This is a genomic window from Isoptericola aurantiacus (genome assembly GCF_044769875.1).
GTDB lineage: Bacteria > Actinomycetota > Actinomycetes > Actinomycetales > Cellulomonadaceae > Isoptericola > Isoptericola aurantiacus.
Genome location: NZ_JBJBAE010000002.1, coordinates 31458 through 56195, shown reverse-complemented (window position 1 = coordinate 56195; position 24738 = coordinate 31458). Strand labels below are relative to the sequence as shown.

Here is a 24738-nt window from a genome sequence, read left to right as displayed (position 1 = left end):
TCGACGCCAGAAGCGCCCGCTTCCTACGTGACAGGATGGGCCGGTCATGTCGCCATCCGGCGCGTTGGCGACATGGTCCGGGAGGGTGTCAGATCGGTGGCACGATCAACCGCCCGCCGCCCGCGCGACGCCGCCCGCCGGCCCCCGCCACGCCCCCTGACGAGAGGCTCCGTGTGACAGACACCACCTCCCCCCGCCGGCCCCGTCCCGACCGCGCCTACCTGGACAACGGCGGTGGCGCCCGATGGCACCCGCTCGCCCGGACGGCGTTCCTGCAGGCGATCGACGACGGCTGGGCCGACCCGCGTCGCCTGCACACCGAGGGCCGGCGGGCCGCCGCCCTGCTCGACGGCGCCCGGGAGGGGGTCGCGTCCGTGCTCGGCGCGCGCACCGAGGAGATCCGCTTCACGCCGTCCCACACGGCGAGCCTCCACGGCGCGGTCGCCCAGGTCGCCCGGGCACGACGGCGCCACGGGAGCGACGTCGTCGTCGGTGCGGTCGAGCGGGCCGCGCTCCTCCATGCCGCCGAGCACGTCACCGCACCGCACGGGGGCGCGCGGACCGTCGTCCCGGTCGACCGCGTCGGACGTGTCGACGCAGACGCCTTCGACGCGGCACTGACCGACGGCGTCGGCCTCGCGGCGCTGCAGCACGCCAACGGGGAGGTCGGCACGCTGCAGCCGCTCGAGGCGGTCCACGGGGCGGCCCGGGCACGCGGGATCCCGCTCGTGGTCGATGCGGGCGCGAGCATCGGCCACGCACCCGTGCCGACGGCGTGGGACGTGCTCGCCGCCGACCCCGCGGACTGGGGCGCCCCGGCGGGCACCGGCGTCCTCGCGGTCCGGCAGCGCACCCGGACCGTGCCCGTGGGTCCGGAGGATCCCGAGCCGTGGGCGCCCGGTGGTGTCAGCGTCCCGGCGGCGTTCGCCGCCGCGGTCGCGCTGGAGGCCGTGACCCAGGACCTCGCCGCTCAGGACGCCCGCCGGCGCGCACTGATCGAGCACGTCCGCGAGGCGGTCGCGGCGATCCCCGACGTCGAGGTGGTCGGCGACCCGACCGAGCGGCTCCCCCACGTGGCCACGTTCTCGTTCCTCTACGTGGACGGTGAGGCCCTGCTCACCGAGCTCGACCGGGCCGGCTTCGCCGTGGGGTCCGGGTCCGCGTGCACGGCGAGCTCGCTGGAGCCGTCCCACGTCCTGGCGGCCATGGGAGTCCTCACGCACGGCAACGTCCGCCTCGCCCTGGACCGATCGACCACCGAGCAGGACGTCGAGAGCTTCCTCCAGGTGCTGCCCGGGGCCGTGGAACGCGTCCGGGCGGCGCTGGGCGTGGAGGGACTGTGACCGGCACCGGCGGTACCACCGGCCCCGACGGCGACGTCGTCGACGCCCGGGGCCTGCGCTGCCCCCTGCCCGTCGTCCGCCTCGCGGCGCATGCCGTCGGGCTGCCCTCGGGGTCCGAGGTCACGGTGTGGGCCACCGACCCCGCCGCCCGGCTCGACGTGCCCGCGTGGGCACGGATGCGCGGGCACGCCGTGGTCCGGGAGGAGAAGCACGAGGCGGACGGCGGGCCCTGGTGGGCCCTGACCGTCCGCCTCGGGTAGTGCTGGGGCTCGGCTCAGCCGAAGGACCCGCCGCAGGCGCAGGACTCACCGGCGTTCGGGTTGTCGATCGTGAAGCCCTGCTTCTCGATCGTGTCGGCGAAGTCGATCTTGGCGCCGTCCAGGTAGGGCACGCTCATCCGGTCGACGACGACCTCGACGCCCTCGTAGTCGCGCAGGGCGTCGCCGTCGAGCAGGCGCTCGTCGAAGTAGAGCTGGTAGATGAGCCCGGAGCAGCCGCCGGGCTGGACGGCGACCCGGAGGCGCAAGTCGTCGCGGCCCTCCTGCTCCAGGAGGCTGCGGACCTTGTTCGCGGCGACCTCGGAGAGCTCGACGCCGTGGGTGGCGATCTCGGTGGTGTCGGTCATGCTTCCTCCAACTCACGTGCCGGTGCGGCTGTTCCCGATCCTACGCCGGAATCTCCGGACGTCGATGAGGCAGGTCACGTCGAGCCGTCACCGGCCGTGCCAGGCGGGCGCCCAGGTCCGCGCCACGCGACGCACCGCCTGCGCCTGCCACGGGTCGCCGACGGCGTGCGCCCCGGCGACGCCGGTCGCGGCGAGCTCGCGGCGGGTCGCGGCGCTCCGACCGGCGAGGACCACGACGGGGACGGCGTGCGGCGCGCACGCGCGGGCGGACGCGGCCACCGGTCCGTCGTGCAGCGCCCCGGAGTCCAGCAGCGCGGTGTGCACCACCACCAGGTCGGCCTCGGCCGCCCGCTCGGCCAGCAGCACCTCCCCCGGTGCCGGACCGGCCGGGGGGACGCTCGCGAGCCCGAGCGCGGTGGTGGGGACGAAGACCCCGGTGGACGGTTCCCGCTCCCCCGGCGGTCGGGGCGCCGACGGCGGGTCCCCGGGCAGCGCGAGGGGCTCGACGACGCAGTGCGGCGCGGCCTGCGCCCAGAGCGCGGCCAGGGCGGGCGCCGTCGACCCGGCGTCGTCGGGCCCGCCGTCGTGGCCGTCGGTGGGGTGCGCGGCGACCGCCGCGACGAGGAGCACGTGCACGGCACCGATCCTGGCACAGGGCGGCACCGGGCCGGTCGTGGGACGGCCGGGAGCAGCACCGGAGCATCGTGGGAAGATGGCCGGGTGAGCACTCTGCTGAACGAGACGTCGAACTTCGTCGAGCCGGCATCGTCCCCGCTGCTGCTGCTCGGCCAGGGCCGCGACCTCGCCTCCGAGCGCGGGGTCGAGTGCACGGGATCCCTGCCCGCGCCGTCGGACCCGGACCTGGTGGAACGGGCGCGGGCGGCCCGGGCCGCGCTGGGCGACCGCGCGTTCGTCCTGGGCCACCACTACCAGCGGGACGAGGTCATCGAGTTCGCCGACGTCACCGGCGACTCCTTCAAGCTCGCGCAGTCGGCAGCGGCCCGCCCCGAGGCCGAGTTCGTCATCTTCTGCGGCGTGCACTTCATGGCCGAGTCGGCGGACATCCTGACCTCGGACTCCCAGCAGGTCGTCCTGCCCGACATGGCCGCCGGCTGCTCGATGGCGGACATGGCCGAGATCTCGCAGGTCGAGGAGGCGTGGGCGGTGCTGCAGGACGCCGGCGTCGCGGACGACACGGTACCCGTGACGTACATGAACTCCACCGCCGCCATCAAGGCGTTCACCGGGCGGCACGGCGGCACGGTCTGCACGTCCTCGAACGCGCAGGTGGCGCTGCGCTGGGCGTTCGACCGGGTCGGGGGCACCGAGGGCACCGGCAAGGTCCTGTTCATGCCCGACCAGCACCTCGGCCGCAACACGGCGGTGCTCCAGCTCGGGATGAGCCTCGACGACTGCGTCGTGTTCGACCCGCGCAAGCCCGGCGGCGGCCTGACGGCCCAGGAGCTGCGCGACGCCCGCATGATCCTGTGGCGCGGCCACTGCTCGGTGCACGGCCGGTTCTCGGAGCGCAACGTCGTCGACGTCCGCGCGAAGGTGCCCGGCGTCAACGTCCTGGTGCACCCGGAGTGCCAGCACGAGGTCGTCACGGCGGCCGACATGGTCGGCTCGACGGAGTACATCATCCGGGCCCTCGAGAACGCCGAGCCCGGATCGTCCTGGGCGATCGGCACCGAGCTCAACCTCGTGCGCCGCGTGGCCGCGGCGCACCCGGACAAGCAGGTGCACTACCTGGACTCCACGGTCTGCTTCTGCTCGACGATGAACCGGATCGACCTGCCGCACCTGGTGTGGGCGATGGAGTCGCTCGTCGAGGGGCGCGTGGTGAACCGGATCGTCGTCGACGCCGATGACGCCCACTGGGCCCAGGTGGCCCTCGACCAGATGCTGGCGCTGCCGGGGATCTGACCACGACCCCCGGGGGCGGCGCCCCGACCGGAAGGCGATGACCGTGCGATGAGCACCGACGGCGGGCTCAACGTCGGCATCCTCGTGTTCGACGAGGCCGACGAGCTCGACGTGATCGGTCCGTTCGAGGTCTGCACCGCATGGGCCGAGCACTCCCGGGTCAAGCCGCACCTGAGCACGTTCTCGTGCGACGGCGACGGGGTGCGGCTCGCCGGCGGCCTGCGGATGCTGCCGAACAGGTCGGCCGACGACGTCGGTCCGCTGCACCTGCTGGTGCACCCCGGCGGGTGGGGGGCCATGGCCCTGCTCGAGGACGCCGAGCACCTGGCGTGGCTCCGCGCCGTGCGCGCGCAGACGCCGGTCGTCGCCGGCACCGGGGCGGGCGCCCTGGTGCTGGCCGCCGCCGGACTGCTCGCCGGGCGGCCGGCGACGACGCACCGCGACGGCTACGACGAGCTGGCGCGGATCGACCCGAGCGTGGTGATCGACACCGAGGCCCGGTTCGTCGACGACGGGGACGTGGTGACGGCGGCCGGGGCGGCCACGGGGATCGACATGGCGCTGCACCTGGTGGCGAGGCTCGAGTCGGACACGGTGGCCGACGCGGTGCGCCGGGCGATCCGGTACGACCACGTCCCGCCGTCGGACACCCTGGATACCTGATACCGCGCGTCGCCGGTATACCGTGGCGCCATGACGAGGATGATCCAGCTCACCAAGGCGTCCCTGCTCCCCCGCAGAGCCGTGCCCGGACGGGGCGCGCTGGAGCCCTCGACGACGACGCTCCGCGTGCACCCCGGCGACCTGGACCTGTACTTCCACGTCAACAACGGTTCCTACCTGCAGATGATGGACGTGGCGCGGTCCAACATGATCGCCGACCTCGGCGGGTTCTCCCGGCTGCACGCGAAGGGCTGGTACCCCGTCGTGGCCGCCTCGACGATGACGTACAAGCGGTCGCTGCAGCTCTTCGACAAGGTCACCCTCACCACCCGCCTCCTCGGCTGGGACCGGCGCGTGGTGTACATCGAGCAGGTCTTCACCGTGGCCGACCGGTTCTGCGCCCGCGGCTGGGTGGCGGGCCGGTTCCTCGGCAAGGACGGCTCCCGCATCGACCCCTCCGACGTCGTCGCGCTGCTCGGCGACGACGCGCCGGTCGAGAGCCCCGCGCTGCCCGACGACGTCGCCGCCTGGGCGCGCGCCGTCGACGTGGCGCACCGCGAGGCCGCGGCGGGCTGAGCGCCGCGGCCCCGCCGTCGTCAGGCCGTCCGCAGACCCCGCAGCAGGAGCGCCTCGGCCAGCACGACGTGGCGCAGCTCGCCCAGGTGCACCGACTCGTTCGCGCCGTGGGCCCGCGAGTCGGGGTCCTCGACACCGGTGACCAGGACGGAGGCGTCCGGGAAGGCGCCCAGGAGGTCGGCGATGAACGGGATCGACCCGCCCACGCCGATGTCCACCGGCTCCACGCCCCACGAGGCGGCGAACGCCGACCGGGCGGCGCGCATCGCCGCGGAGTCGGCGGGCGCGCCGAACGCCCGGCCCTGCTCCCCCGGCGTCCAGGTGACCCGCGCACCGAACGGGGCGTGCGCCTGCAGGTGGCGGCGCAGCGCGTCCTCGGCGGCCTGCGGCTCCAGCCCCGGCGGGATCCGCACCGAGAGCTTGGCCGCGGCGCGCGGCGCGAGCGTGTTCGACGCGTGGGCCACGTCGGTCGCGTCCATCCCGATGACGGCGATCGCCGGCTTGGTCCACAGCCGGCCCGCGATCGTCCCCTCGCCGGCCAGCCGGACGCCGTCGAGCACCGAGGAGTCGGCCCGGAAGTCGGCCTCGGCGTAGTCCACCTCCGGCTCCCCCGCGGACACCAGCCCGTCGACGGCGACGTTGCCCGCGTCGTCGTGCAGGGTTGCGATCAGCCGGGAGATCAGGACGTTGGCGTCGAGCACCGGTCCCCCGAACATCCCGGAGTGCACCGCATGGTCGAGCACCTCGACGGAGACGACGCCGTCGACCAGCCCCCGCAGCGAGGTCGTCAGGGCGGGGACCCCGACCTTCCAGTTGGTGGAGTCGGCGACGACGATCACGTCGGCGGCCAGCAGCTCGTGGTGGTCGGCCAGGAAGCGGGCGAAGCTCGGCGAGCCGGACTCCTCCTCGCCCTCGACGAACACGGTGACCCCGACGCCGGGCTCCTCCCCGGCCCGGGCCAGCGCGCGCAGGGCCCCGACGTGGGCCATCACCCCGGCCTTGTCGTCCGCGGCTCCGCGCCCGAACAGCCGCTCGCCGCGCGGCGTGGGCTCGAACGGGTCGCTCGACCACGCCTCGGCGTCACCCGGCGGCTGCACGTCGTGGTGGGCGTACAGCAGGACGGTGGGGGCGCCGTCGGGAGCGGGCCGGCGGGCCACCACGGCCGGGGCGCCGGGGCTGCCGTCGGGGCGCGGCGAGCGCAGGATGCGCACGTCGGGCAGCCCGGCGCCGCGCAGCAGGTCCGCGACGGCGTCGGCCGAGGCATCGACGTGCGCCTGGTCGAAGGCGGCCGCCGACACGCTCGGGATGCGCACCAGCGCCTCGAGGTCGGCCTGGACGGCGGGGAACAGCTCGTCGACGTGGGCGCGCAGCGCGGCCACGTCCGGATCGGAGTGGGTCACGTCCCCACGCTACCCGCGCGTCCCCGACTACTCGCGCGCTCGACTACCCTGGAGGTGTGTTCTCCCGCAAGCGTGACATCGCCGAGGCTCCTTCCACCGGGTCCCCCGACGCCGTCGACCCCGTCGCCGCGGCCGCCGAGGTCGAGGCCGCCGGCCGACCCGCCGGCAAGGGCCGCCCGACGCCGAAGCGCAGCCACTCCGAGGCGCTGAACAAGCGCCCCCTCGTGCCCGACGACCGCAAGGCCGCGCGCAAGGCGTCCAAGGAGAAGCTCCGCGAGGAGCGCAACCGCGAGTACAAGGCGATGCAGACCGGCGACGAGCGCCACATGCCGCCCCGCGACAAGGGCCCCGTGCGGCGCTACGTGCGCGACTACGTCGACGCCCGCTGGAACCTCGGCGAGTTCTTCCTGCCGGTGGCGTTCGTCTTCATCTTCCTCAACATCCTCGTGATGCGGAACCAGACGCTCGGCGCCCTGGTGCTGCTGCTGCTGTACGCCGTCGTCATCGTCACGCTGCTGGACGCCGTGGTCATGTGGCAGCGCCTCAAGCGCAGGCTGCGGGCCAAGTTCGGCAGTGCGGGCCCGGACGGCGCCTCCACCTGGGCGGTACCGCGCGGCACCATGATGTACGCCGTCATGCGCGCCTTCCAGATCCGCCGGTCGCGGCTGCCCAAGCCGATGCACAAGAAGCACGGCGTCTGGCCCGAATGAGCGCGCGGCGGCCGCCCGGCCGCCCGTGGCACGCCTCCCCCGAGCGCGTCGAAACGTTACGACCGACGGCGTAGGGTGAGTCGCATGGTCAACTACCGCTACCTCGGCAACAGTGGTCTCAAGATCTCGGAGATCACCTACGGCAACTGGCTCACCCACGGCTCCCAGGTCGAGAACGACGTCGCCACGCAGTGCGTGCACGCGGCCCTCGACGCCGGCATCACCACGTTCGACACCGCCGACGTGTACGCCAACACCAAGGCCGAGACCGTCCTCGGCGAGGCCCTCAAGGGTCAGCGCCGCGCCTCGGTGGAGATCTTCACCAAGGTCTACTGGCCCACCGGCCCCGGCGGCCCCAACGACACCGGGCTGTCCCGCAAGCACGTCATGGAGTCGATCGAAGGGTCGCTGCAGCGGCTCGGCACCGACTACGTCGACCTGTACCAGGCGCACCGCTACGACGTCGAGACGCCGCTCGAGGAGACGATGCAGGCGTTCGCCGACATCGTCCGCCAGGGCAAGGCGCTCTACATCGGCGTCTCCGAGTGGACCGCCGACCAGATCCGGGCGGGCGCCGAGCTCGCGAAGGACCTCGGGTTCCAGCTCATCTCCTCCCAGCCGCAGTACTCGATGCTGTGGCGTGTCATCGAGGACGAGGTCGTGCCCGCGTCGAAGGAGGCCGGGCTCTCCCAGATCGTCTGGTCCCCCATGGCCCAGGGCGTGCTGTCCGGCAAGTACGTGCCCGGCAAGCCGCTGCCCGAGGGGTCCCGCGCCACGGACGACAAGGGCGGCGCGAAGATGATCCAGCGCTTCATGAACGACGACGTCCTCACCCGCGTCCAGGGCCTCCAGCCCGTCGCGGACGAGCTCGGTCTGTCGATGGCGCAGCTCGCCGTGGCCTGGGTGCTGCAGAACGACAACGTCGCGGCCGCGCTCGTCGGCGCCTCGCGCCCCGAGCAGGTCGCCGAGAACGTCAAGGCCTCCGGCGTCGAGATCCCGACCGAGCTCATGGCACGCATCGACGAGGTGCTCGGTGACGTCGTCGAGCGCGACCCGGGCAAGACCCTCGAGGGGATGCCGAAGACCCGCGTCGCCTGACGCCGGTCCCCGAGCACCGAGGTCCCCGTGCGGGGGAGCCGTCCTGCGGCTCCCCCGCACGGGGACCTCGGTGCGTCCGGGTCCGTTCACCCGGTGCGTCCGGGTCCGCCGAAGGAGTCGAGCGCCCGGGCGATCTCCCGCGCCCGCCGACGGGTGCGGTCCTCGCGCTCGGTCCGCTCGGGTGGTGCCACGGCGGGCGGCACCCGCACCGGCACCCGGGCGCCGAGCCCGTCCGGGACGAGCCACCGCCGCCGCGCGGCCGCCTGCACGACGACGCCCACGCCGAGCGCGTAGGCCACGGTGGCCCAGCCGAGGGTGCCGCCGAGCAGCCACCCGGCGGCGACGACCGCGACCTCGATGCCGGTCTTGACGGCACGGACCGACCACGCGGTGCGCGCGACGAGCCCGGTGAGCAGGCCGTCGCGCGGTCCCGGCCCGAGCCGCACCCCGACGTACGCCGCGGTCGCGACGCCGTTCAGGACGATGCCGCCGACGGCGAGCGCCGCCCCGGTCACGGGCCCGGGTGACGGGGCGACGCGCTCGGTCAGGGCGAGCGCCGGGCCGATGGCGACGGCGATGATCACGACGTTCGCGACCGTGCCGATCCCCGGCCGCTGCCGCAGCGGCACCCACGCGGCCAGGACCACGACCGACGTCAGCGCCACCGTGGTCCCGAAGGACCAGCCGGTGGTCCGCACGATCCCCTGGCTCAGCACGTCCCAGGGCATCGCGCCCTGACCGGCGTGCAGGAGCATCGCCATCGAACCGGTGTAGGCGAGCAGCCCGAGGACGAGCTGGACGGCCCGGCGCCAGGGCGACAGGATGCGCCGACCGGCGGCGGGCCCGGGTGACCCGGGCGCGACGGTCGGAGCGGCGGACGGAGCGAAGGACGTGGCCATGACGGTCACTCTGACGCGGAATGGACTGGCATTCCATAGCCAATACGGCCACAGTGGACCCATGACCCTCGCTGCGACTGCTCCCGTGCACGCCGTCGCCGTCCGGCACCTGTCCGCCGCGGCCGCCACGCGCCTCCTCGGTGCGTGGCAGGGCGCGGGCCCGGCCTACCTCGCCCTGGCGGACGGGCTGCGCTCCGCCGTGCTGGCGGGCTCCCTGACCCCGCTGACGCGGTTGCCCAGCGAGCGCGACCTCGCCGGGGCCCTCGGCGTCTCCCGGACGACGACGTCGGCCGCCTACGCCCGGTTGCGCGAGCTCGGCTTCGCCACCAGCCACGTCGGGTCCGGCACCGTCGCCGTCCTGCCCCGCGGCCAGGCCCGGTCCGCGGCACCCCAGCCGCCCGCCGGGGACGCGCCCCTGCCCGACCTGGGCGACGAGCACGCGGTCGACATGTCCCAGGCGACGCCGTCGGCCACCGACGCGCTGCACGGCGCCTACGCCCGCGCCCTGGAGGCCCTGCCCGCCTACCTGTCCGGAGGCGGGTACGCCCACCTCGGCATCGAACCTCTCCGCGCGGCGATCGCCGCGCGGTACCGTGCGCGCGGCGTGCCCACCACGACCGACCAGATCCTCGTCACGACCGGCGCCCAGCAGGCGATCGCGCTGCTGGCCGGCACGTTCGTCGCCCGCGGGGACCGCGTCCTGGTCGAGTCGCCCACGTACGTCCACGCCGTCGGAGCTCTGCGCTCCGCGGGGGCGCGCGTGGTGGGGGTCCCCGTCGGCGACGTCGAGGCGATCGGATCCGCCGTGCGGCGCACCGGTGCGCGGCTCGTCTACCTGATCCCCGACTTCCACAACCCCACGGGCCGGACCATGACGGCGGACGAGCGCCACGCCCTGGGCCGGCTGACGGCCCGCGGGGTCACCGTGGTCGGCGACGAGACGCTCACCGACCTCGATCTCGACGACGTCGGGGTCCCGGCCCCGTTCGCCGGGGACGGCAGCGACCCGCGCCTCGTCAGCGTCGGCTCGGCGTCCAAGTCGTTCTGGGGCGGTCTGCGCGTCGGCTGGATCCGGACCACGCCGCAGCTCGTGCAGCGCATGGCCCGCACCCGCCAGCAGCTCGACGTCGCGACGCCCGTCCTGGAGCAGCTCGCCGTCGCGGACCTCCTCGCCCGGCGGGACGAGGTGCTGCCGACGCGGCTGGCCGACCTGCGCTCGCGCCGCGACCTCCTGCGCGATCTGGTCCTGGCGCGGTTCCCCTCCTGGGAGGTGCCGGACCCGCCCGGCGGCCTGTGCCTCTGGGTCGGGCTGGGTCGGCCCGCGGGCCAGGCGCTCGCCGCCGCCGCGGTGTCCGAGGGCCTCCGCGTCGCGCCCGGGCCCCAGTTCACCCCGGACGGCTCGTCCGTGGACCGGCTGCGGCTCACGTGGACCCGGCCGCCGGAGGTGCTGGCGGACGCCGTCGACCGCCTCGGACGCGCCTGGGACCGGGTCGCCGGACGCTGAGGGCCGTGGTTCTCAGGGGCGGCGCAGCTCCACGACCGGTGTCGCCTGCGTCCCCTCGTGCAGGAGCCGGGCACGCGCGGCGCCCGCGGCCGCCAGCTCGCGCCAGTGCTCGCCGAGCCACTCCTCGGCGTCGAACTGCGTGGTGAAGACGGGGCTCGGCGGCTGCTCCACGGCCACCCCGGCCTCCGTCTCCAGGGACCAGGCCCAGTGCGGGCGGATCATGCGACCCGCCCCGCGCTCGCCGATCCGGCCGACCGCGTCAGCGCCCGGTTGATCCCCGACGGCCAGAACGGCCCGGAGTAGACGAAGGACGTGTAGCCCTGGACCAGGTCGGCACCGGCGCGCAGGTAGGCGCGCACGTCGTCGGCGCCCGTGACACCGCCGACGCCGATGACCACGGGATCGGGTCCGAGACGCTCGCGCAGCCGGGCCACGACCTCGAGACCTCGCGGCAGCAGCACGGGCCCCGACAGCCCGCCCGGGCCGCGGTCGTGGGCGATCGTGGTGTTGACCGCCACGACGCCGTCCAGCCCGAGCTCGGCGACGAGGTCGGCAGCGGCGTCGACGTCCGCGTCGGCGAGGTCGGGGGCGATCTTGACCAGCAGCGGCGTGCGGCGCACCCCGGCGGTCCGTGTCGCGTCGTCGGCCGCTTGGCGAGCCGCGACGAGGATCGGGCGCAGCTCGGCCGTGGTCTGCAGGTCGCGCAGCCCCGGCGTGTTCGGCGAGGACACGTTGACCACCAGGTAGTCGGCGTGCGGCGCCAGCAGGCGCGCGCACGTCGCGTAGTCGGTCGCGGCGTCCTGCGCGGGAGTGTCCTTGTTCTTGCCGATGTTCACGCCGACGACGGCGGCGCGGCCGGCGGCGGTGGACCGCAGGGAGCGCAGCCGCTCGGCCATCTCCACCGCGCCGTCGTTGTTGAACCCCATGCGGTTGCGCACGCCCTCGACGTCGAGCTCGCGCCACATGCGCGGTGCCTCGTTGCCGGGCTGGGGGCGCGGCGTCACGGTACCGACCTCGACGAACCCGAAGCCGAGCATCGTCAGACCGCGCACCGCGCGGGCGTTCTTGTCGAAGCCACCGGCCAGCCCGAACGGGGCCGGGACCGTCCGGCCCAGGACCTCCACGCTGCCGGGTCCGCCGACACCTCGGCCGAGGTAGGGCGCCAGGGCACCCTGCACGACGTCGCGCAGCACCGGCAGCCGACCGGCCGTCTCGATGGCCCGGAACGCGAGCTCGTGCGCCCGCTCGGGGTCCATCCGGCGCAGGACGGTGTTGAACAGCAGGGCGTAGGCAGTCATCGGGCCTCCGTCGGTCGGGCCGGCGTGGTCGCGGGGACGTCGCCCCGGGGGCGAGTGTGCCAGAGCCACCACAGACCGACGAACGGCAGGACCAGCGGGACGTACCCGTATCCCTGCCCGAACCCGGACCAGACGGTGGCCTCGTGGAACCATCCGGGCTCCAGCAGCGAGAGCGCACCGACGACCAGGACGCCGCATGCCTCGACCACGACGGCGCACCATGCGACGGCGCGCCAGTGCGGGCCGCGTCCGCCACGTGCCAGCGCCACGGTCGCCACGACGTACACCAGCGCCGCCAGCAGGGAGAGCAGGTAGGCCACCGGCGCGTGCTCGAGCTTCGTGGCGACCTGGTAGGCCGACCGCCCCACGGCGGCGAGCGCCAGCACGCCGTAGACGGCCACGAGCAACCGGCCGAAGCCCTGCCCCGTACGCCCCGTCGATGCCGGTGCCGTCCCGCTCATGCGCTCGCCCCCCAGATCGTCCACAACCGCCACTGCAGGAACGCCACCGTCGCCGCGGCACCGGCCAGCACCACCGACGACCACCGGGTGCGCTCGGCGAACGCCCAGGCGGCGGCCAGCGGCAGCACGAGGGACGCCGTCAGCAGGTATCCCCAGAAGAGCACCCCGTCGACGTCGTGGCCGCGGGCCTGCAGGACAGCCGCGACCACGGCCTGCACGAGCAGCACGGCCTCGACGGCGGCGGCCCCGAAGAGCTGGCGCAGGATCACCGCCCGGTCGCGGAGCACGAACCACACCGCCCAGCCGGCGAGTGCCACGCACAGCACCAGCGCGAGGGCGTACAGGGGAAGAACCACGTCGGCAGACTACCCGTCGCCGTCGCGCGCGCCGCGTCCCGCGGCCCGGTTAGGGTGGTTGCCGTGGCTGACCTCACTCTGACGGGCAAGAACCCGACCACCCTGACCGCCGACGCCCTCGTCGTCGGGACCTGCTCCACGTCCGACGGCGTCGCCGTCGTCGCGGATCAGCTCCCCGCGGCCGTCGTCGAGCAGCTCGAGACGCTCGCACCCCGGTTGGGGGTGTCCGGCGCCCTCGGGGAGGTGCGGACCGTGCCGGCGGGCAAGGACGTCGCCGCCGACGTCCTGGTGCTGACGGGCCTCGGCGAGCGGGAGCCCGACGGCACGTTCGCCCACGAGACCCTGCGGTCCGCCGCCGGCAGCGCCGTCCGGTCCCTGGCGGGGTCGGACTCGGCCGTCGTCGCCCTGCCCGCCGTGGACGCCGACGAGCTCGGGGCCGTCGCCGAGGGCGCGCTGCTCGGGGCCTACGCCTACACCGCCTACCGCGCCGACCAGGCCGCGGCGAAGCAGGCGCCGGTGGCCCGGCTGCAGCTCGCGACGTCGTTCGCCCGGTCCGCCGAGGCCAGGACCGCCGCCGCGCGCGCGGAGATCCTCGCGACGGCCGTGCACGGCACGCGCGACCTGGTCAACACCCCGCCGAACGACCTGTTCCCCGCGTCGTTCGCCGACGCCGCCAAGACGGCCGTCAAGGAGCTCGGCGCCAAGGGCGTCAAGGTGACCGTCCTGGACGACAAGCAGCTCGCGGCCGGTGGGTACGGCGGACTGACCGGCGTCGGGCAGGGCTCCACGCGTGGACCCCGGCTGGTCAAGCTCACCTACGCCCCGGCGAAGGCCACGGGCAAGGTGGCGCTCGTCGGCAAGGGCATCACGTTCGACACCGGCGGCATCTCGATCAAGCCCGCCGCGGGCATGGACTCCATGAAGTCCGACATGGCCGGCGCCGCCGCCGTCCTGCACACCGTCGTCGCCGCCGCCCGCCTCGGCCTGCCCGTCGCCGTCACCGGCTACCTGTGCCTGGCCGAGAACATGCCCGGCGGCAACGCCCAGCGTCCCGCCGACGTGGTGCGCATGCGCGGCGGCAAGACGGTCGAGGTGCTCAACACGGACGCCGAGGGCCGCCTCGTGATGGCCGACGGGCTCGTCTCGGCCGTGGAGGACGGGCACGACACCGTGCTCGACATCGCGACGCTCACCGGCGCCCAGATGGTGGCGCTCGGCAAGCGCGTCTCGGCGGTCATGGGCGCCGACTCCGTGCGCGACGAGGTCAAGGTCGCCGCCGACACGGTCGGCGAGCGGTTCTGGCCGATGCCCCTGCCCGAGGAGCTCGCCGAGGGCCTGCGCTCCAAGACGGCCGACATCGCCAACGTCGGTGAGCGCTGGGGCGGCATGCTCTCCGCGGGGCTGTTCCTGCGCGAGTTCGTCGGCGAGACCCCGTGGGCCCACCTGGACATCGCCGGACCGTCCTTCAACGAGTCGGGCGCCTTCGGCTACACGCCCGCCGGCGGCACCGGCGTCGGCGTGCGCACGCTCCTCGGATTCCTCGAGGCCCGCGCGGCCTCCTGATCCCGCGGGCGCAGGGACGGCACGCCGCTCAGCGCGAGCTGCCGTCCTTGCGCCGCTGGGCGCTGGTCCAGTCCCGCATGCGCTGCGGGTAGCCGGTGAACCGGACGTTGTAGACCGGCGTGCCGAGCGACCGGGCCACCTCGAACCCGGTGCGCTCGTCCGGGACCCGGCGTCGGGTCCACTCCCCCGTGGTCGCGACGAGCAGGACCGTCGGTGGCGTCTGGGCGTTGGGCGGTTCCACGTAGGCCTCCACCCCGACGCGCGTCGCGACGAACTCCTGCAGGTGGGCGACCGCGGCAGCGCGACCGCCGGAAGGTGCCACGGCGGACGATTGCGGTGCGGACCGACCCAGCAGGCGGTCCATCGCAGACCTGAACGACATGTCGCGAGACTACCGCCGCACCCTGGGTGTGAGCGCGGCCATGCTGGAGATGACGCTCGGAAGGCGCCTGCCACCAAAGCACCCGCACGGGACGGCAGATGTACCCAGCGTCACACTCCTCCACCCGTCGGCCCGATTGGGGCGGGACCCCAGGAAGTGACAAGATGACAGGCAGTGACCCCAGAACGCGGCAACCGAGCAGGAGGCGGTCGGGTGCGCCCGGCCGTCCTCGGCACGTCGCCTGACCCACTGATCGAAGGAGACTCCACAGGTCATGTCTGAGAACGTGCAGCTGCCTGCACTCGGCGAGTCCGTCACCGAGGGCACCGTCACCCGCTGGCTCAAGGCCGTCGGGGACACCGTCGAGGTCGACGAGCCCTTGCTCGAGGTCTCCACCGACAAGGTCGACACCGAGATCCCCTCGCCCGTCGCCGGCGTGCTCCAGAAGATCCTCGCCGAGGAGGACGAGACCGTCGAGGTCGGCGCCACGCTCGCCGTCATCGGGGACAGCGCCGACGACGGCGGGTCGGACGACGCACCGGCCCAGGAGTCGGCCGCGAGCGAGGCGAGCCCCGAGCCGGAGGCCGAGCCCGAGGCGGAGCCGTCGAAGCCCGCCGAGCAGCCTGCGGCCGAGGAGAAGTCCTCCGGTTCCCCGGCACCGTCGGGCGGCGGCGAGGGCACCGAGGTGACGCTCCCGGCGCTCGGCGAGTCCGTGACCGAGGGCACCGTGACCCGCTGGCTCAAGTCCGTCGGTGACGAGATCGCCGTCGACGAGCCGCTGCTCGAGGTCTCCACCGACAAGGTCGACACCGAGGTCCCCTCCCCGGTGGCCGGCGCGGTCCAGGAGATCCGGGTCGCCGAGGACGAGACCGTCGAGGTCGGCGCCGTGCTCGCCGTCGTCGGGTCCGGCGCGGCCCCGGCGGCCGACGAGCCGACCGAGGACGAGCCGGCCGCGGAGTCCGCTCCGGAGCCCGAGAAGAAGCCCGAGCCCGCCGCGTCGCCCGAGCCCGCCCCGGCCGCCGAGAAGAAGCCCGAGCCCGCCCCGGCACCGGAGAAGAAGCCGGAGCCGAAGAAGCCCGAGCCCGCTCCCGCCCCGTCCGCCCCGAGCGGTGGCCGCGGCTCCTACCTGACGCCGCTGGTGCGCAAGCTCGCCGCCGAGAAGGGCGTCGACACCTCGACGATCCAGGGCACGGGCGTCGGTGGACGGGTCCGCAAGGAGGACGTGCTCGCCGCTGCCGAGAAGGCCGCCGCGCCGTCTGCGCCCGCCGCGCCGTCGTCGGCCCCGAAGAAGCCGACGGTCCCCGAGGTCTCGCCGCTGCGCGGCACCACGGAGAAGATGTCGCGACTGCGCAAGGTCGTCGCCGAGCGCATGCACGAGGCCCTGCACTCGCAGGCGCAGCTCACCACCGCCGTCGAGGTCGACGTCACGAAGGTCTCCCGGCTCCGGCAGCGGGCCAAGGCCGACTTCAAGGCGCGCGAGGGTGCGAACCTGACGTTCCTGCCGTTCTACACGCAGGCGGCCGTCGAGGCGCTCAAGGCGTTCCCCAAGGTCAACGCCTCGATCGACACCGACGCCGGCGAGATCACCTACCACTCCTCGGAGAACGTGGGCATCGCCGTCGACACCGAGCGCGGCCTGGTCGTCCCGGTGATCAAGAACGCGGGCGACCTGAACCTGGCCGGCATCGCCCGCCAGATCGGCGACCTCGCCACCCGCACGCGCGACAACAAGATCGGCCCGGACGACCTGTCCGGCGCCACGTTCACGATCACCAACACCGGCTCCGGCGGTGCGGTGTGGGACACGCCGATCGTCCCCGTCGGTCAGGTCGCCATCCTCGGCACCGGCACGATCACCAAGAAGCCCGTGGTCGTCACCGCCGCGGACGGCGAGGAGACCATCGCGATCCGTCAGATGGCGATGCTGTTCCTGTCCTACGACCACCGCCTGGTCGACGGCGCCGACGCGGCCCGCTTCCTCACCGCGGTGAAGAACCGCATCGAGGAGGCCGCCTTCGAGTCCGAGGTCGGGCTCTGACACCTCGGTGACGCGACGACAGGGCGGGGACCGGCAGGTCCCCGCCCTTCGTCGTGCCGCGGACGGACTTGTCAGGCCACGTCGGTGACCCGCCAGCCGTCGGGGGTCCAGGCGAGGCGCAGGCGGTCGGTCCGCGGTTCCCCCGCCGGCACGGACGCCGTCGTCCCGTCCGCCGCGACCTGGCGGTGCGCCCCGACGACGTACTCGACGACGACCTCGGCCCGGCCGTCCCGTGGGCCCTCGACCGTGCGCGTCGAGCGCACCTCGACCTGGGCACCGACCACCTGCGTGCCGTCCTCGGCGGCTCCGGCGACCAGCTCGGCGTCGGCCCGGTACGCGGCCGAACCCGCCAGCGCCACCTGGTCGACGGGGCGCCCGCCGACCAGGACCTCGACCCGACGCCGCGTGAGCTCGGCCGCCGCACCCTCCGGGTCGTCGAGGTCCTGGACGGGTCCGGGCGCGTCCTCGGCCGATGCCTGGCCGCCGGGCGCTGTGGAGCGCTCCGCCGCAGGCGGGTCCGCGGCGACGGCCGAAGTGGCCGACCCGACCGATCCGTCCGCGGCCCCGGGCCCGTCGGGCGCGACGACCCGCAGCCCGAGCACCACGAGGAGCCCCACGCCGCACGCCACACCGGTGGCACCGAGCACGGCGCGCCACCGGCCACCGAGGGGCCGCCGACCCGCGGACCGACGTGGCCGGCCCCGCCCCTCGGCACGTGAACGCCCCGGCGCGGCGCCGCCACCCCGGGCGGGGCGGTGCCGCGCGCGACCGCTCGGCGTCGTGGCTGCGGCCGCGTCCCGACCACCGCCCAGCGCCGCCGCCGCGAGCGCCGCCGGCTCGGGCAGCCGGATCGGTTCCGGTGCCACGGCGTCGTGCACCTGCGCCGCCAGGGTGCCCGCCTCCGGACGCACCCGGCCGTCGGCGGCCAGCGCCGGAGCGAGCGCCGCCCGCAGGGCGACCGTGGCGTCGTCGTCGGGGTGCGCCACGACCGCGTCGACCAGTGCGGCCACCGCGTGCACGTCGGACGTCTCCCGGGCCTGCGGGCCCGGCACCTCGAGCCGGGGCCGCAGCCGCGCCCGCCCGGCGAGATCGATCACGACGTCGCCGGGACCGAGCTCGCCGTGCACGAGGCCGGAGCTGTGCAGCACGGCCAGCGCCTGGCTCAGGTCGACGGCGAGACCGGCCGCCTCCGCGGCGTCGCAGCGGCCACGGACCGCCAGGACGGTGGGCAGGTCGGTGGCCGTCCCGCTGCCGCGAGGCACCACGAGGCCGCCGTCGGGCCGCGCGACGATGGCTCCCACGGGTTCGACCCGCGGATGATCGAGCTCGGCGATGACCCGCACCCGCTCCAGGAGGGCGTCACGGGCGGCGGCGTCGGCGGGCACGGCGAGCACGGTGTCGGTCTGCACGCGGCCATGCAACACCAGGCGGACGGTCTCCTGCAGGCGTCGTCCACAGGCCCGGTCAGAGCGAGATGCGTCGACCGTCCCGGGCGGAGGCGCGGGCGGCGTCGAGCACCTCGGCGGTGCGGACGGCGTCGGTCGGGTCGACCGGGGCGGGCGCGTCCCCCGCGAGCCACGGGGCGAGCGCACGGTAGAAGTCGGCGTGCCCTCCGTCGGCCGCGGGAACGGCGGTCCGGTCGCGGCCGCGGGTCAGCCAGCCGTGCGTCCCGGCCGGGGCGGCGTCGTCGAACCGTTCCAGCGGCGAGGCGTCCTGCTCGAACGTCGTGACGAGGTAGGCGCCGCCGGTCCCGAGCACGCGGGTGCGCGGGCCGGGCGCCCCGACGACGGACCCGGCCCAGAGCCGGGAGACGACGGCGTGCGGGCCGGCCGCGAGCCCACCGCCCGGCTCGTGCTCCAGGACCAGGAAGACGTCGTCCTCGGTGGGCGTGGTGAGCGCCCGTGTCTGCGCCCACACCGAGGTGACACGTCCGAACAGCTGGGTGGCGGAGTCCACGAGGTGCGGGCCGAGGTCGAGCAGGAGCCCACCCCCGTTCCGGTCGTTCTCCTTCCACCGCTTGCGCGGCACCGGACGCCACCGCTCCCAGTGCCGTTCGAAGGTGTGGACGTCGCCCAGCTCGCCACGCTCGAGCAGGGCGGCGAGCGTGAGCTGCTCCGGGTCCCAGCGGCGGTTCTGGAACACCGTGAACGGGGTGCCGGCCGCGTCGGCCTCGGCGACGACGGCGCGCGCCTCGTGGGCGTCGACGCCGATCGGCTTGTCGAGCACGAACGGGACGCCCGCCCGCGCCAGCCGCGCCGCCTGCTCGGCGTGCAGCGCGGTGGGGCTGGCCACGACCACCACGTCGAACCTCGGGCGCAGCTCGATCAGCTCGTCCAGGTCACCGACGAGCCGCGCACCCGGCCAGTCCCCCGCGGCCTGGTTGCGCCGCCCGGAGTCCCGCGTGAGGACCGCCGTGACCGTGTGCCCGGCCTCGGCCGCGAGCCGGGCGTGGATCTCCCGCCCCGCTCCCCCGTAGCCGACGATCGCGATCCGGAGGGGCGGGTGCACCCGCGCCTCGCCGTCCGCCGTCAGGTCCGTACCGTCCTGGTGTTCCGCCATGGCGTCCATCGTGCCCGACGTCGGGCCGATCAGCCCCTCAGGCGCGATGGGCGGCGTGCCCGCGCCCCAGCCGCGCGGGCCACCAGGTCCGGTCCCCGAGGTCGTGCACGAGCGCGGGCACGAGCAGGCTGCGCACCACGAGCGTGTCGACCAGGACGCCGAACGCCACGATGAACGCGAGCTGGGCGAGGAACAGCAGCGGGATGACCCCCAGGGCGGCGAAGGTGGCGGCGAGCACCACGCCGGCCGAGGTGATGACCGACCCGGTGACGGCGAGCCCGCGCAGCACGCCGCGCCGGGTCCCGATCTTCTGGCTCTCCTCCCGCACGCGGGTCATGAGGAAGATCGAGTAGTCGACCCCCAGCGCGACCAGGAAGCAGAACGCGTAGAGCGGCACGGACGGATCGGCGCCCGGGAAGTCGAACACGTGGTTGAACAGGATCGCCGCGACACCCAGCGCCGACCCGAAGGCGAGCACGTTGGCGGTGATGAGCAGCACGGCCGCCAGGACGGAGCGCAGCAGCAGCATGAGGATCACGAAGATCACCGCGAGCACCACGGGCACGATGACCCGCAGGTCACGCTGCCCGGCGAGCTGGGTGTCCAGCCGTTCGGCGGCCGCACCGCCGACGAGGGCGTCGGGCGAGACCTCGTGGACGGCGTCGCGCAGCGCGGAGACGGTCTCCACGGCCTCCTGGCTGTCCGACGGCGCGTCGGTGGTGACGTCGACGCGGACCCGGTCGTCGACGACCAGCGGGTCGCCCTGCGGGGGTGCGCCGGGTGCGGGTGCCGGCTGGTCGGTCACGGGCTGCGCCGCGGCGACGCCGTCGGTGGCGTCCGCGGCATCCACGACGGCGTCGAGGTCGTCGGCCGGGGCGACGACCGTCACCGGCTGGGCCGAGACCCCCTCGAAGTGCTCGGTGAGCACCTCCTCGCCGTCGACCGAGTCGACCTGCGTCAGGAACACCTCGGAGTCGCCGGTGCCGGACGCGTCCAGCGTCGGCACGAACGCCGCGGCCCCGGCCAGCACCAGGGCCGTCACGATCCACACGGGGCGGTCGTGACGTCCGACGAACCCGGCGACCCTCGACCACAGGCCGTGACCGGCCACCTGGACCGTGCCGTCCTCGGCCACCTCGGTCGCGGCGAGGTCGGCGTCCGCCACCGGGGCGTCACCGGCGTCGGCCGGTGCGTGCGGGATCCGGGGCCAGAACACCCACCGGGCGCGGCGCCCGCCGATCAGCAGCAGGGCGGGCAGCAGGGTGAACGCCGCCAGGAACGCGGCGACGATGCCGATGGCGGCCACGGGGCCGAGGCTGCGGTTGGACGACAGGTCGGACAGCAGCAGGCACAGCAGGCCGACGACGACGGTCCCGGCGCTGGCGGCGATCGGTTCGATCGACGCGCGCACGGCCCGGCGCAGGGCGGTGTAGGTGGAGGCGACCCGCGTGAGCTCCTCGCGGTAGCGGGCCACCACGAGCAGGGCGTAGTCCACCGAGGCCCCGACGACGAGGATCGACAGGATGCCCTGCGACTGGCCGTTGAGCACGAGGACGTCGTTCGCCGCCAGGTGGTAGACGGCCAGGCCTGCCAGGGTCAGGGCCAGGACGGCGTTGAAGATCACCACGAACGGCAGCACGGGCGAGCGGTAGACCAGGGCGAGGATGACGAGCACGGCGCCCAGCGCCACGAGCAGCAGCACGGTGTCGATCGCGCCGAAGGCGCTGGTCAGGTCGGCGACGAACCCGGCCGGACCGGTCACCCACGCCTGCGTCCCGGTGTCGGCCAGGCCCCCGTCCTCGGTGCCCCCGGCGGCGAGGTCACGCAGCGCGGTGACGGACAGCTCCCCGACGCTCGACTCCTCGGGGCCCACGGCCTGGTCGGCGAGCGAGGCGTCGAGGGACACGACGACGAGCGCCGCCAGCCCGTCCTCGGACGGCACCAGGACGGGGTCGGCGACGCTGGCCTGGCCGACGGTGGCGGGCTCGTCACCGGAGGCGCCCTCCAGGGGTGCGTCGGGCAGGGCGTCGACGAACGCCTGGACGTCGGCGAGCTGGTCCTCGGTGAGCTCGGACCCGTCCGAGGACTCGACGACGACCAGCGCCGGCAGCGCCTCGTCGTCAGTGAACTCGGCGGCGAGCTCGGCGGCCTCCGTCGACTCGGCGCTGGCGGGCAGGAAGGCCGCGGCGTCGTTCGTCTGGACGCTGCTGAGCTGCCCCTGCGCCTGGCCGCCGAAGGCGCCGACGGCCAACCACACCCCGAGTGCTGCCAGAATGACGAGACCACGCAGGACGCCCGACCACCTATTACTCAGCATGTTGAGTATTCTGCACGTGAAGGAGGTGCGCAGCAAGTGACCGACCCGACGAGCCCCGACCCCGCGGACTGGCCCACCGGCCGGCTGCTCTTCTCCGTCGTGCGCCAGATCGAGCACGAGTGGAACGACCACCTCGCCGGCTGGGAGCTCAACCACGCCGGGTTCCCCGTCCTGCTGCACCTGCTCGGCACCCCGCACACGCAGCGCGAGCTGGCCGACCTCAACGGCGTCACCGAGCAGACGATGAGCAAGGTCGTCGCGCGGCTCGAACGCTCCGGCTACGTGACGCGCTCCACCGACCCCGCCGACCGACGCCGTCGGACCGTCGTCGTCACCGACGCCGGCCGGGCCGCGGCGCTCGAGGCCGCGGACCGGCGTCCCGCCGAGGACCTGGCCACCCGGGGGCTCGACGAGCAGCAGACGCACGACCTGCGGGAGATCCTGCTGACGATGCTCCGCGCCCAGGAGACGCACCGGTCGCCGTCCGCGCAGGACTAGCCTGGGCCGATGGACGTCGTCACGCTGCCGGGCCGCACGGACTACCACCAGGGGTGGGAGCTGCAGCGCCGCACGCACGAGGCCGTACGCGCCGGCTCACCCGGCGTGACGTTCCTGCTGGAGCACGACAGCGTCTACACCGCGGGCCGCCGCACGCGCCGCGACGAGTACCCCCCGGCCGGCACACCCGTCGTCGACGTCGACCGCGGCGGCAAGATCACGTGGCACGGCCCGGGCCAGATCGTCGCCTACCCGATCGTCGCCCTGCGCTCCCCCGTCGACGTCGTGCGCTACGTCCGCACGCTCGAGTCCGCCGTCATGGACGTCTGCGCCGCGTTCGGCCTGGACACGGTCCGCGTCGAGGGGCGCTCGGGCGTGTGGTTCGCCGCCGACGACGCCGCAGCCGCCGGTCGGGACGCCGTCGCGCGGCGTGCGCGCAAGGTCTGCGCCATCGGGGCTCGCGTGGCCAAGGGCGTGACGATGCACGGGCTCGCGCTCAACTGCGACGCGGACCTCGCCGCCTTCGACGCGATCGTGCCCTGCGGCATCGACGACGCGGACGTGACCTCCCTGTCCGTCGAGACAGGACGGGACGTCACCGTCGCCGAGGTGCGCCCCCTGCTCGCCGACGCGCTGGTGCGGCACCTGGAACCCCTGGTGACGGAACTCACGACCACGCAGCAAGATCCCGATGTCGGCGCCGTCGGCGCCGCCATAGGGTGAGCACGTCTACGGAGGGAACGACGTCGTGACCATCGCACCCGAGGGCCGCCGCATGCTGCGGGTCGAGGCCCGCAACGCCACCACGCCCATCGAGAAGAAGCCCGAGTGGATCAAGACCCGCGCGGTCATGGGTCCCGAGTACTCCGAGCTCAAGGGGCTCGTCAAGAGCGGCGGGCTGCACACCGTCTGCGAGGAAGCCGGCTGCCCCAACATCTTCGAGTGCTGGGAGGACCGCGAGGCCACGTTCCTCATCGGCGGCGACCAGTGCACGCGCCGGTGCGACTTCTGCCAGATCGACACCGGCAAGCCGGCCGACTTCGACGCCGACGAGCCGCGCCGGGTCGCGGAGTCCGTCCAGCAGATGGGGTTGAAGTACTCGACCGTCACCGGCGTCGCCCGCGACGACCTGGCCGACGGCGGCGCATGGCTCTACGCCGAGACCGTGCGGCAGATCCACGCCCTCAACGCAGGGACCGGCGTCGAGCTGCTCATCCCGGACTTCAACGCCATCCCGGAGCTGCTCGACCAGGTCAACGAGTCGCGCCCCGAGGTGCTCGCGCACAACGTCGAGACGGTGCCGCGCATCTTCAAGCAGATCCGCCCCGCGTTCCGCTACGAGCGGTCGCTGTCCGTCCTGACGCGGGCCCGCGACGCCGGGCTGGTGACCAAGTCCAACCTCATCCTGGGCATGGGCGAGACGATCGACGAGGTCAAGGAGGCGCTCGACGACCTGCAGTCCGCCGGGTGCGACCTCATCACCATCACGCAGTACCTGCGCCCCTCCCTGCGCCACCACCCGGTGGAGCGCTGGGTGCGGCCCGAGGAGTTCGTCGAGCTGTCCGACTACGCGCAGGAGATCGGCTTCCTCGGCGTCATGGCGGGCCCGCTGGTGCGGTCCTCCTACCGCGCCGGGCGGCTGTGGGGCCAGGCGATGACCCGGCGCGGACAGGCCGTGCCGGACGCCCTGGCGCACCTCACCGAGCCGACGACGGCCCGGCAGGAGGCGGCGAGCCTGGTCGCCCCCCGCGGACAGTAGACTTGACGACCATGGCCCGCACGAAGTCCGACGCCGGCGAGGCGTCCTCGAAGAAGCCCAAGAAGCAGCGTTGGTACCACCAGGTGTGGGCCGCCTACCAGATGACCAGGCGGCAGGACCCGATGGTCACCTGGATCATGCTCGCCGTGTTCCTCGGGATCCTGGCGATCGCCCTGCTCATCGGGTTCCTGGCCGGTCACTGGATCTACGCGACCGTCGTCGGCCTGCCCTTCGCCCTGCTCGGCTCGATGTTCGTGCTCACCCGCAAGGCGGAGCGCGCGGCGTACACGCAGATCGAGGGGCAGCCGGGCGCCGTCCGCGCGGCCCTCGGCACGGTCCGTGGCGGCTGGAACTTCGAGGACGAGCCGGTGTCCGTCAACCGCCAGCAGGACCTCGTCTTCCGCGGCATCGGACGGCCCGGCGTCGTCCTCGTCTCCGAGGGGCCGTCCCACCGGGTGCAGCGGATGCTCGCCGACGAGCGCAAGCGCACCGTCCGCGTCCTGCCGAACGTCCCGGTGACGACGATCCAGGTCGGCAGCGAGGAGGGCCAGGTCGCCCTGCCCAAGGTGGCCCGCAAGGTGCAGCGGATGAAGAAGCAGCTCACCCGCGCCGAGGCGGCCGAGATCGGCAAGCGTCTCAAGGCGCTCGGCGGCGTCAAGCTGCCCGTGCCCAAGGGCGTGGACCCGCTGAACGCCCGGCCCGACCGCAAGGGGATGCGCGGACGCTGAGCCCGCGCGCTCGGCCCACCCGGCGGCCGGGACCT

26 protein-coding genes are annotated in these 24738 nt (G+C 74.5%); 14 read left to right on the top strand and 12 right to left on the bottom strand.

Going from position 1 to position 24738, the window contains the following annotated elements:
• Nucleotides 1-173 precede the first annotated feature (173 nt).
• The gene (locus tag ACIQLL_RS06970) at nt 174-1343 is read left to right on the top strand and encodes a cysteine desulfurase family protein (protein WP_402464750.1); all 1170 of its coding nucleotides are present in this window, start codon (nt 174-176) and stop codon (nt 1341-1343) included.
• Complete coding sequence (locus tag ACIQLL_RS06965; RefSeq protein WP_402464748.1) at nt 1340-1603, top strand: sulfurtransferase TusA family protein; 264 nt, start codon at nt 1340-1342, stop codon at nt 1601-1603. The genes ACIQLL_RS06970 and ACIQLL_RS06965 overlap by 4 nt, the downstream gene beginning before the upstream one ends.
• 14 nt (nt 1604-1617) lie before the next feature.
• Here ACIQLL_RS06965 and ACIQLL_RS06960 read toward each other — a convergent pair whose 3' ends face one another.
• Nucleotides 1618-1968, bottom strand: coding sequence for a HesB/IscA family protein (locus ACIQLL_RS06960; protein ID WP_402464746.1), 351 nt, complete (start codon nt 1966-1968; stop codon nt 1618-1620).
• Between the two features lie 87 nt (nt 1969-2055).
• A complete protein-coding gene (locus ACIQLL_RS06955; protein ID WP_402464744.1) occupies nt 2056-2604 on the bottom strand; it encodes a hypothetical protein in 549 nt (182 codons plus the stop codon).
• 84 nt (nt 2605-2688) lie between these two features.
• Here ACIQLL_RS06955 and nadA point away from each other — a divergent pair, with 84 nt between their 5' ends.
• Genes nadA through ACIQLL_RS06940 form a run of 3 tightly spaced genes read left to right on the top strand, consistent with a single transcriptional unit; the run spans nt 2689 to nt 5133 of the window.
• Nucleotides 2689-3894 carry a quinolinate synthase NadA gene (nadA, locus tag ACIQLL_RS06950; protein WP_402464742.1) on the top strand — a complete coding sequence of 402 codons (1206 nt, stop codon included), beginning with the start codon at nt 2689-2691 and terminating at the stop codon, nt 3892-3894.
• 48 nt (nt 3895-3942) lie between these two features.
• Nucleotides 3943-4557, top strand: coding sequence for a DJ-1/PfpI family protein (locus ACIQLL_RS06945; protein WP_402464740.1), 615 nt, complete (start codon nt 3943-3945; stop codon nt 4555-4557).
• Between the two features lie 30 nt (nt 4558-4587).
• Entirely contained in the window at nt 4588-5133 is a 546-nt protein-coding gene (locus tag ACIQLL_RS06940) for an acyl-CoA thioesterase (protein ID WP_402464738.1), read from the top strand.
• Between the two features lie 20 nt (nt 5134-5153).
• Here ACIQLL_RS06940 and ACIQLL_RS06935 read toward each other — a convergent pair whose 3' ends face one another.
• Nucleotides 5154-6533, bottom strand: coding sequence for a dipeptidase (locus tag ACIQLL_RS06935; RefSeq protein ID WP_402464736.1), 1380 nt, complete (start codon nt 6531-6533; stop codon nt 5154-5156).
• Between the two features lie 56 nt (nt 6534-6589).
• Between ACIQLL_RS06935 and ACIQLL_RS06930 the strand changes: the two genes are divergently transcribed.
• A complete protein-coding gene (locus tag ACIQLL_RS06930; RefSeq protein WP_402464734.1) occupies nt 6590-7243 on the top strand; it encodes a DUF3043 domain-containing protein in 654 nt (217 codons plus the stop codon).
• A gap of 84 nt (nt 7244-7327) precedes the next feature.
• Nucleotides 7328-8341 carry an aldo/keto reductase family protein gene (locus ACIQLL_RS06925; RefSeq protein WP_402464732.1) on the top strand — a complete coding sequence of 338 codons (1014 nt, stop codon included), beginning with the start codon at nt 7328-7330 and terminating at the stop codon, nt 8339-8341.
• A gap of 86 nt (nt 8342-8427) precedes the next feature.
• On the opposite strand, the gene yczE is transcribed toward ACIQLL_RS06925, so the two are convergent.
• Entirely contained in the window at nt 8428-9240 is an 813-nt protein-coding gene (gene yczE / locus ACIQLL_RS06920) for a membrane protein YczE (RefSeq protein ID WP_402464730.1), read from the bottom strand.
• Between the two features lie 61 nt (nt 9241-9301).
• On the opposite strand from yczE, the gene yczR reads away from it, so the two are divergent.
• Nucleotides 9302-10744, top strand: coding sequence for a MocR-like transcription factor YczR (gene yczR / locus ACIQLL_RS06915; protein WP_402464728.1), 1443 nt, complete (start codon nt 9302-9304; stop codon nt 10742-10744).
• Between the two features lie 12 nt (nt 10745-10756).
• On the opposite strand, the gene ACIQLL_RS06910 is transcribed toward yczR, so the two are convergent.
• The 4 genes from ACIQLL_RS06910 to ACIQLL_RS06895 are packed head-to-tail and all read right to left on the bottom strand — an operon-like array spanning nt 10757 to nt 12859.
• Nucleotides 10757-10966: a hypothetical protein gene (locus ACIQLL_RS06910; protein WP_402464726.1), complete on the bottom strand. Its 210-nt coding sequence runs from the start codon at nt 10964-10966 to the stop codon at nt 10757-10759.
• Nucleotides 10963-12042, bottom strand: coding sequence for a quinone-dependent dihydroorotate dehydrogenase (locus tag ACIQLL_RS06905; protein WP_402464724.1), 1080 nt, complete (start codon nt 12040-12042; stop codon nt 10963-10965). Before ACIQLL_RS06905 ends, ACIQLL_RS06910 begins: the two co-directional genes overlap by 4 nt.
• Entirely contained in the window at nt 12039-12503 is a 465-nt protein-coding gene (locus ACIQLL_RS06900) for a hypothetical protein (RefSeq protein WP_402464722.1), read from the bottom strand. The genes ACIQLL_RS06905 and ACIQLL_RS06900 overlap by 4 nt, the downstream gene beginning before the upstream one ends.
• Entirely contained in the window at nt 12500-12859 is a 360-nt protein-coding gene (locus ACIQLL_RS06895) for a hypothetical protein (RefSeq protein WP_402464720.1), read from the bottom strand. The genes ACIQLL_RS06900 and ACIQLL_RS06895 overlap by 4 nt, the downstream gene beginning before the upstream one ends.
• 63 nt (nt 12860-12922) lie before the next feature.
• On the opposite strand from ACIQLL_RS06895, the gene ACIQLL_RS06890 reads away from it, so the two are divergent.
• Nucleotides 12923-14422 carry a leucyl aminopeptidase gene (locus tag ACIQLL_RS06890; RefSeq protein WP_402464718.1) on the top strand — a complete coding sequence of 500 codons (1500 nt, stop codon included), beginning with the start codon at nt 12923-12925 and terminating at the stop codon, nt 14420-14422.
• A 28-nt stretch (nt 14423-14450) separates the two neighbouring features.
• On the opposite strand, the gene ACIQLL_RS06885 is transcribed toward ACIQLL_RS06890, so the two are convergent.
• The gene (locus ACIQLL_RS06885) at nt 14451-14804 is read right to left on the bottom strand and encodes an oxidoreductase (RefSeq protein WP_402464716.1); all 354 of its coding nucleotides are present in this window, start codon (nt 14802-14804) and stop codon (nt 14451-14453) included.
• A 274-nt stretch (nt 14805-15078) separates the two neighbouring features.
• Here ACIQLL_RS06885 and sucB point away from each other — a divergent pair, with 274 nt between their 5' ends.
• A complete protein-coding gene (gene sucB / locus ACIQLL_RS06880) occupies nt 15079-16842 on the top strand; it encodes a 2-oxoglutarate dehydrogenase, E2 component, dihydrolipoamide succinyltransferase (RefSeq protein WP_402464714.1) in 1764 nt (587 codons plus the stop codon).
• Between the two features lie 71 nt (nt 16843-16913).
• On the opposite strand, the gene ACIQLL_RS06875 is transcribed toward sucB, so the two are convergent.
• Genes ACIQLL_RS06875 through ACIQLL_RS06865 form a run of 3 tightly spaced genes read right to left on the bottom strand, consistent with a single transcriptional unit; the run spans nt 16914 to nt 21718 of the window.
• The gene (locus tag ACIQLL_RS06875; protein WP_402464712.1) at nt 16914-18251 is read right to left on the bottom strand and encodes a protein kinase family protein; all 1338 of its coding nucleotides are present in this window, start codon (nt 18249-18251) and stop codon (nt 16914-16916) included.
• A 55-nt stretch (nt 18252-18306) separates the two neighbouring features.
• Entirely contained in the window at nt 18307-19401 is a 1095-nt protein-coding gene (locus ACIQLL_RS06870) for a Gfo/Idh/MocA family protein (protein WP_402464710.1), read from the bottom strand.
• 37 nt (nt 19402-19438) lie between these two features.
• Nucleotides 19439-21718: an MMPL family transporter gene (locus ACIQLL_RS06865; RefSeq protein ID WP_402466242.1), complete on the bottom strand. Its 2280-nt coding sequence runs from the start codon at nt 21716-21718 to the stop codon at nt 19439-19441.
• A gap of 36 nt (nt 21719-21754) precedes the next feature.
• Between ACIQLL_RS06865 and ACIQLL_RS06860 the strand changes: the two genes are divergently transcribed.
• Genes ACIQLL_RS06860 through ACIQLL_RS06845 form a run of 4 tightly spaced genes read left to right on the top strand, consistent with a single transcriptional unit; the run spans nt 21755 to nt 24703 of the window.
• Entirely contained in the window at nt 21755-22216 is a 462-nt protein-coding gene (locus ACIQLL_RS06860) for a MarR family winged helix-turn-helix transcriptional regulator (RefSeq protein ID WP_402464708.1), read from the top strand.
• 9 nt (nt 22217-22225) lie between these two features.
• Nucleotides 22226-22939: a lipoyl(octanoyl) transferase LipB gene (gene lipB, locus ACIQLL_RS06855; protein WP_402464706.1), complete on the top strand. Its 714-nt coding sequence runs from the start codon at nt 22226-22228 to the stop codon at nt 22937-22939.
• Nucleotides 22940-22964: 25 nt separating this feature from the next.
• Nucleotides 22965-23975 carry a lipoyl synthase gene (gene lipA / locus ACIQLL_RS06850; protein WP_402464704.1) on the top strand — a complete coding sequence of 337 codons (1011 nt, stop codon included), beginning with the start codon at nt 22965-22967 and terminating at the stop codon, nt 23973-23975.
• Nucleotides 23976-23986: 11 nt separating this feature from the next.
• Nucleotides 23987-24703: a DUF4191 domain-containing protein gene (locus ACIQLL_RS06845; RefSeq protein ID WP_402464702.1), complete on the top strand. Its 717-nt coding sequence runs from the start codon at nt 23987-23989 to the stop codon at nt 24701-24703.
• The last annotated feature ends 35 nt before the right edge of the window (nt 24704-24738 follow it).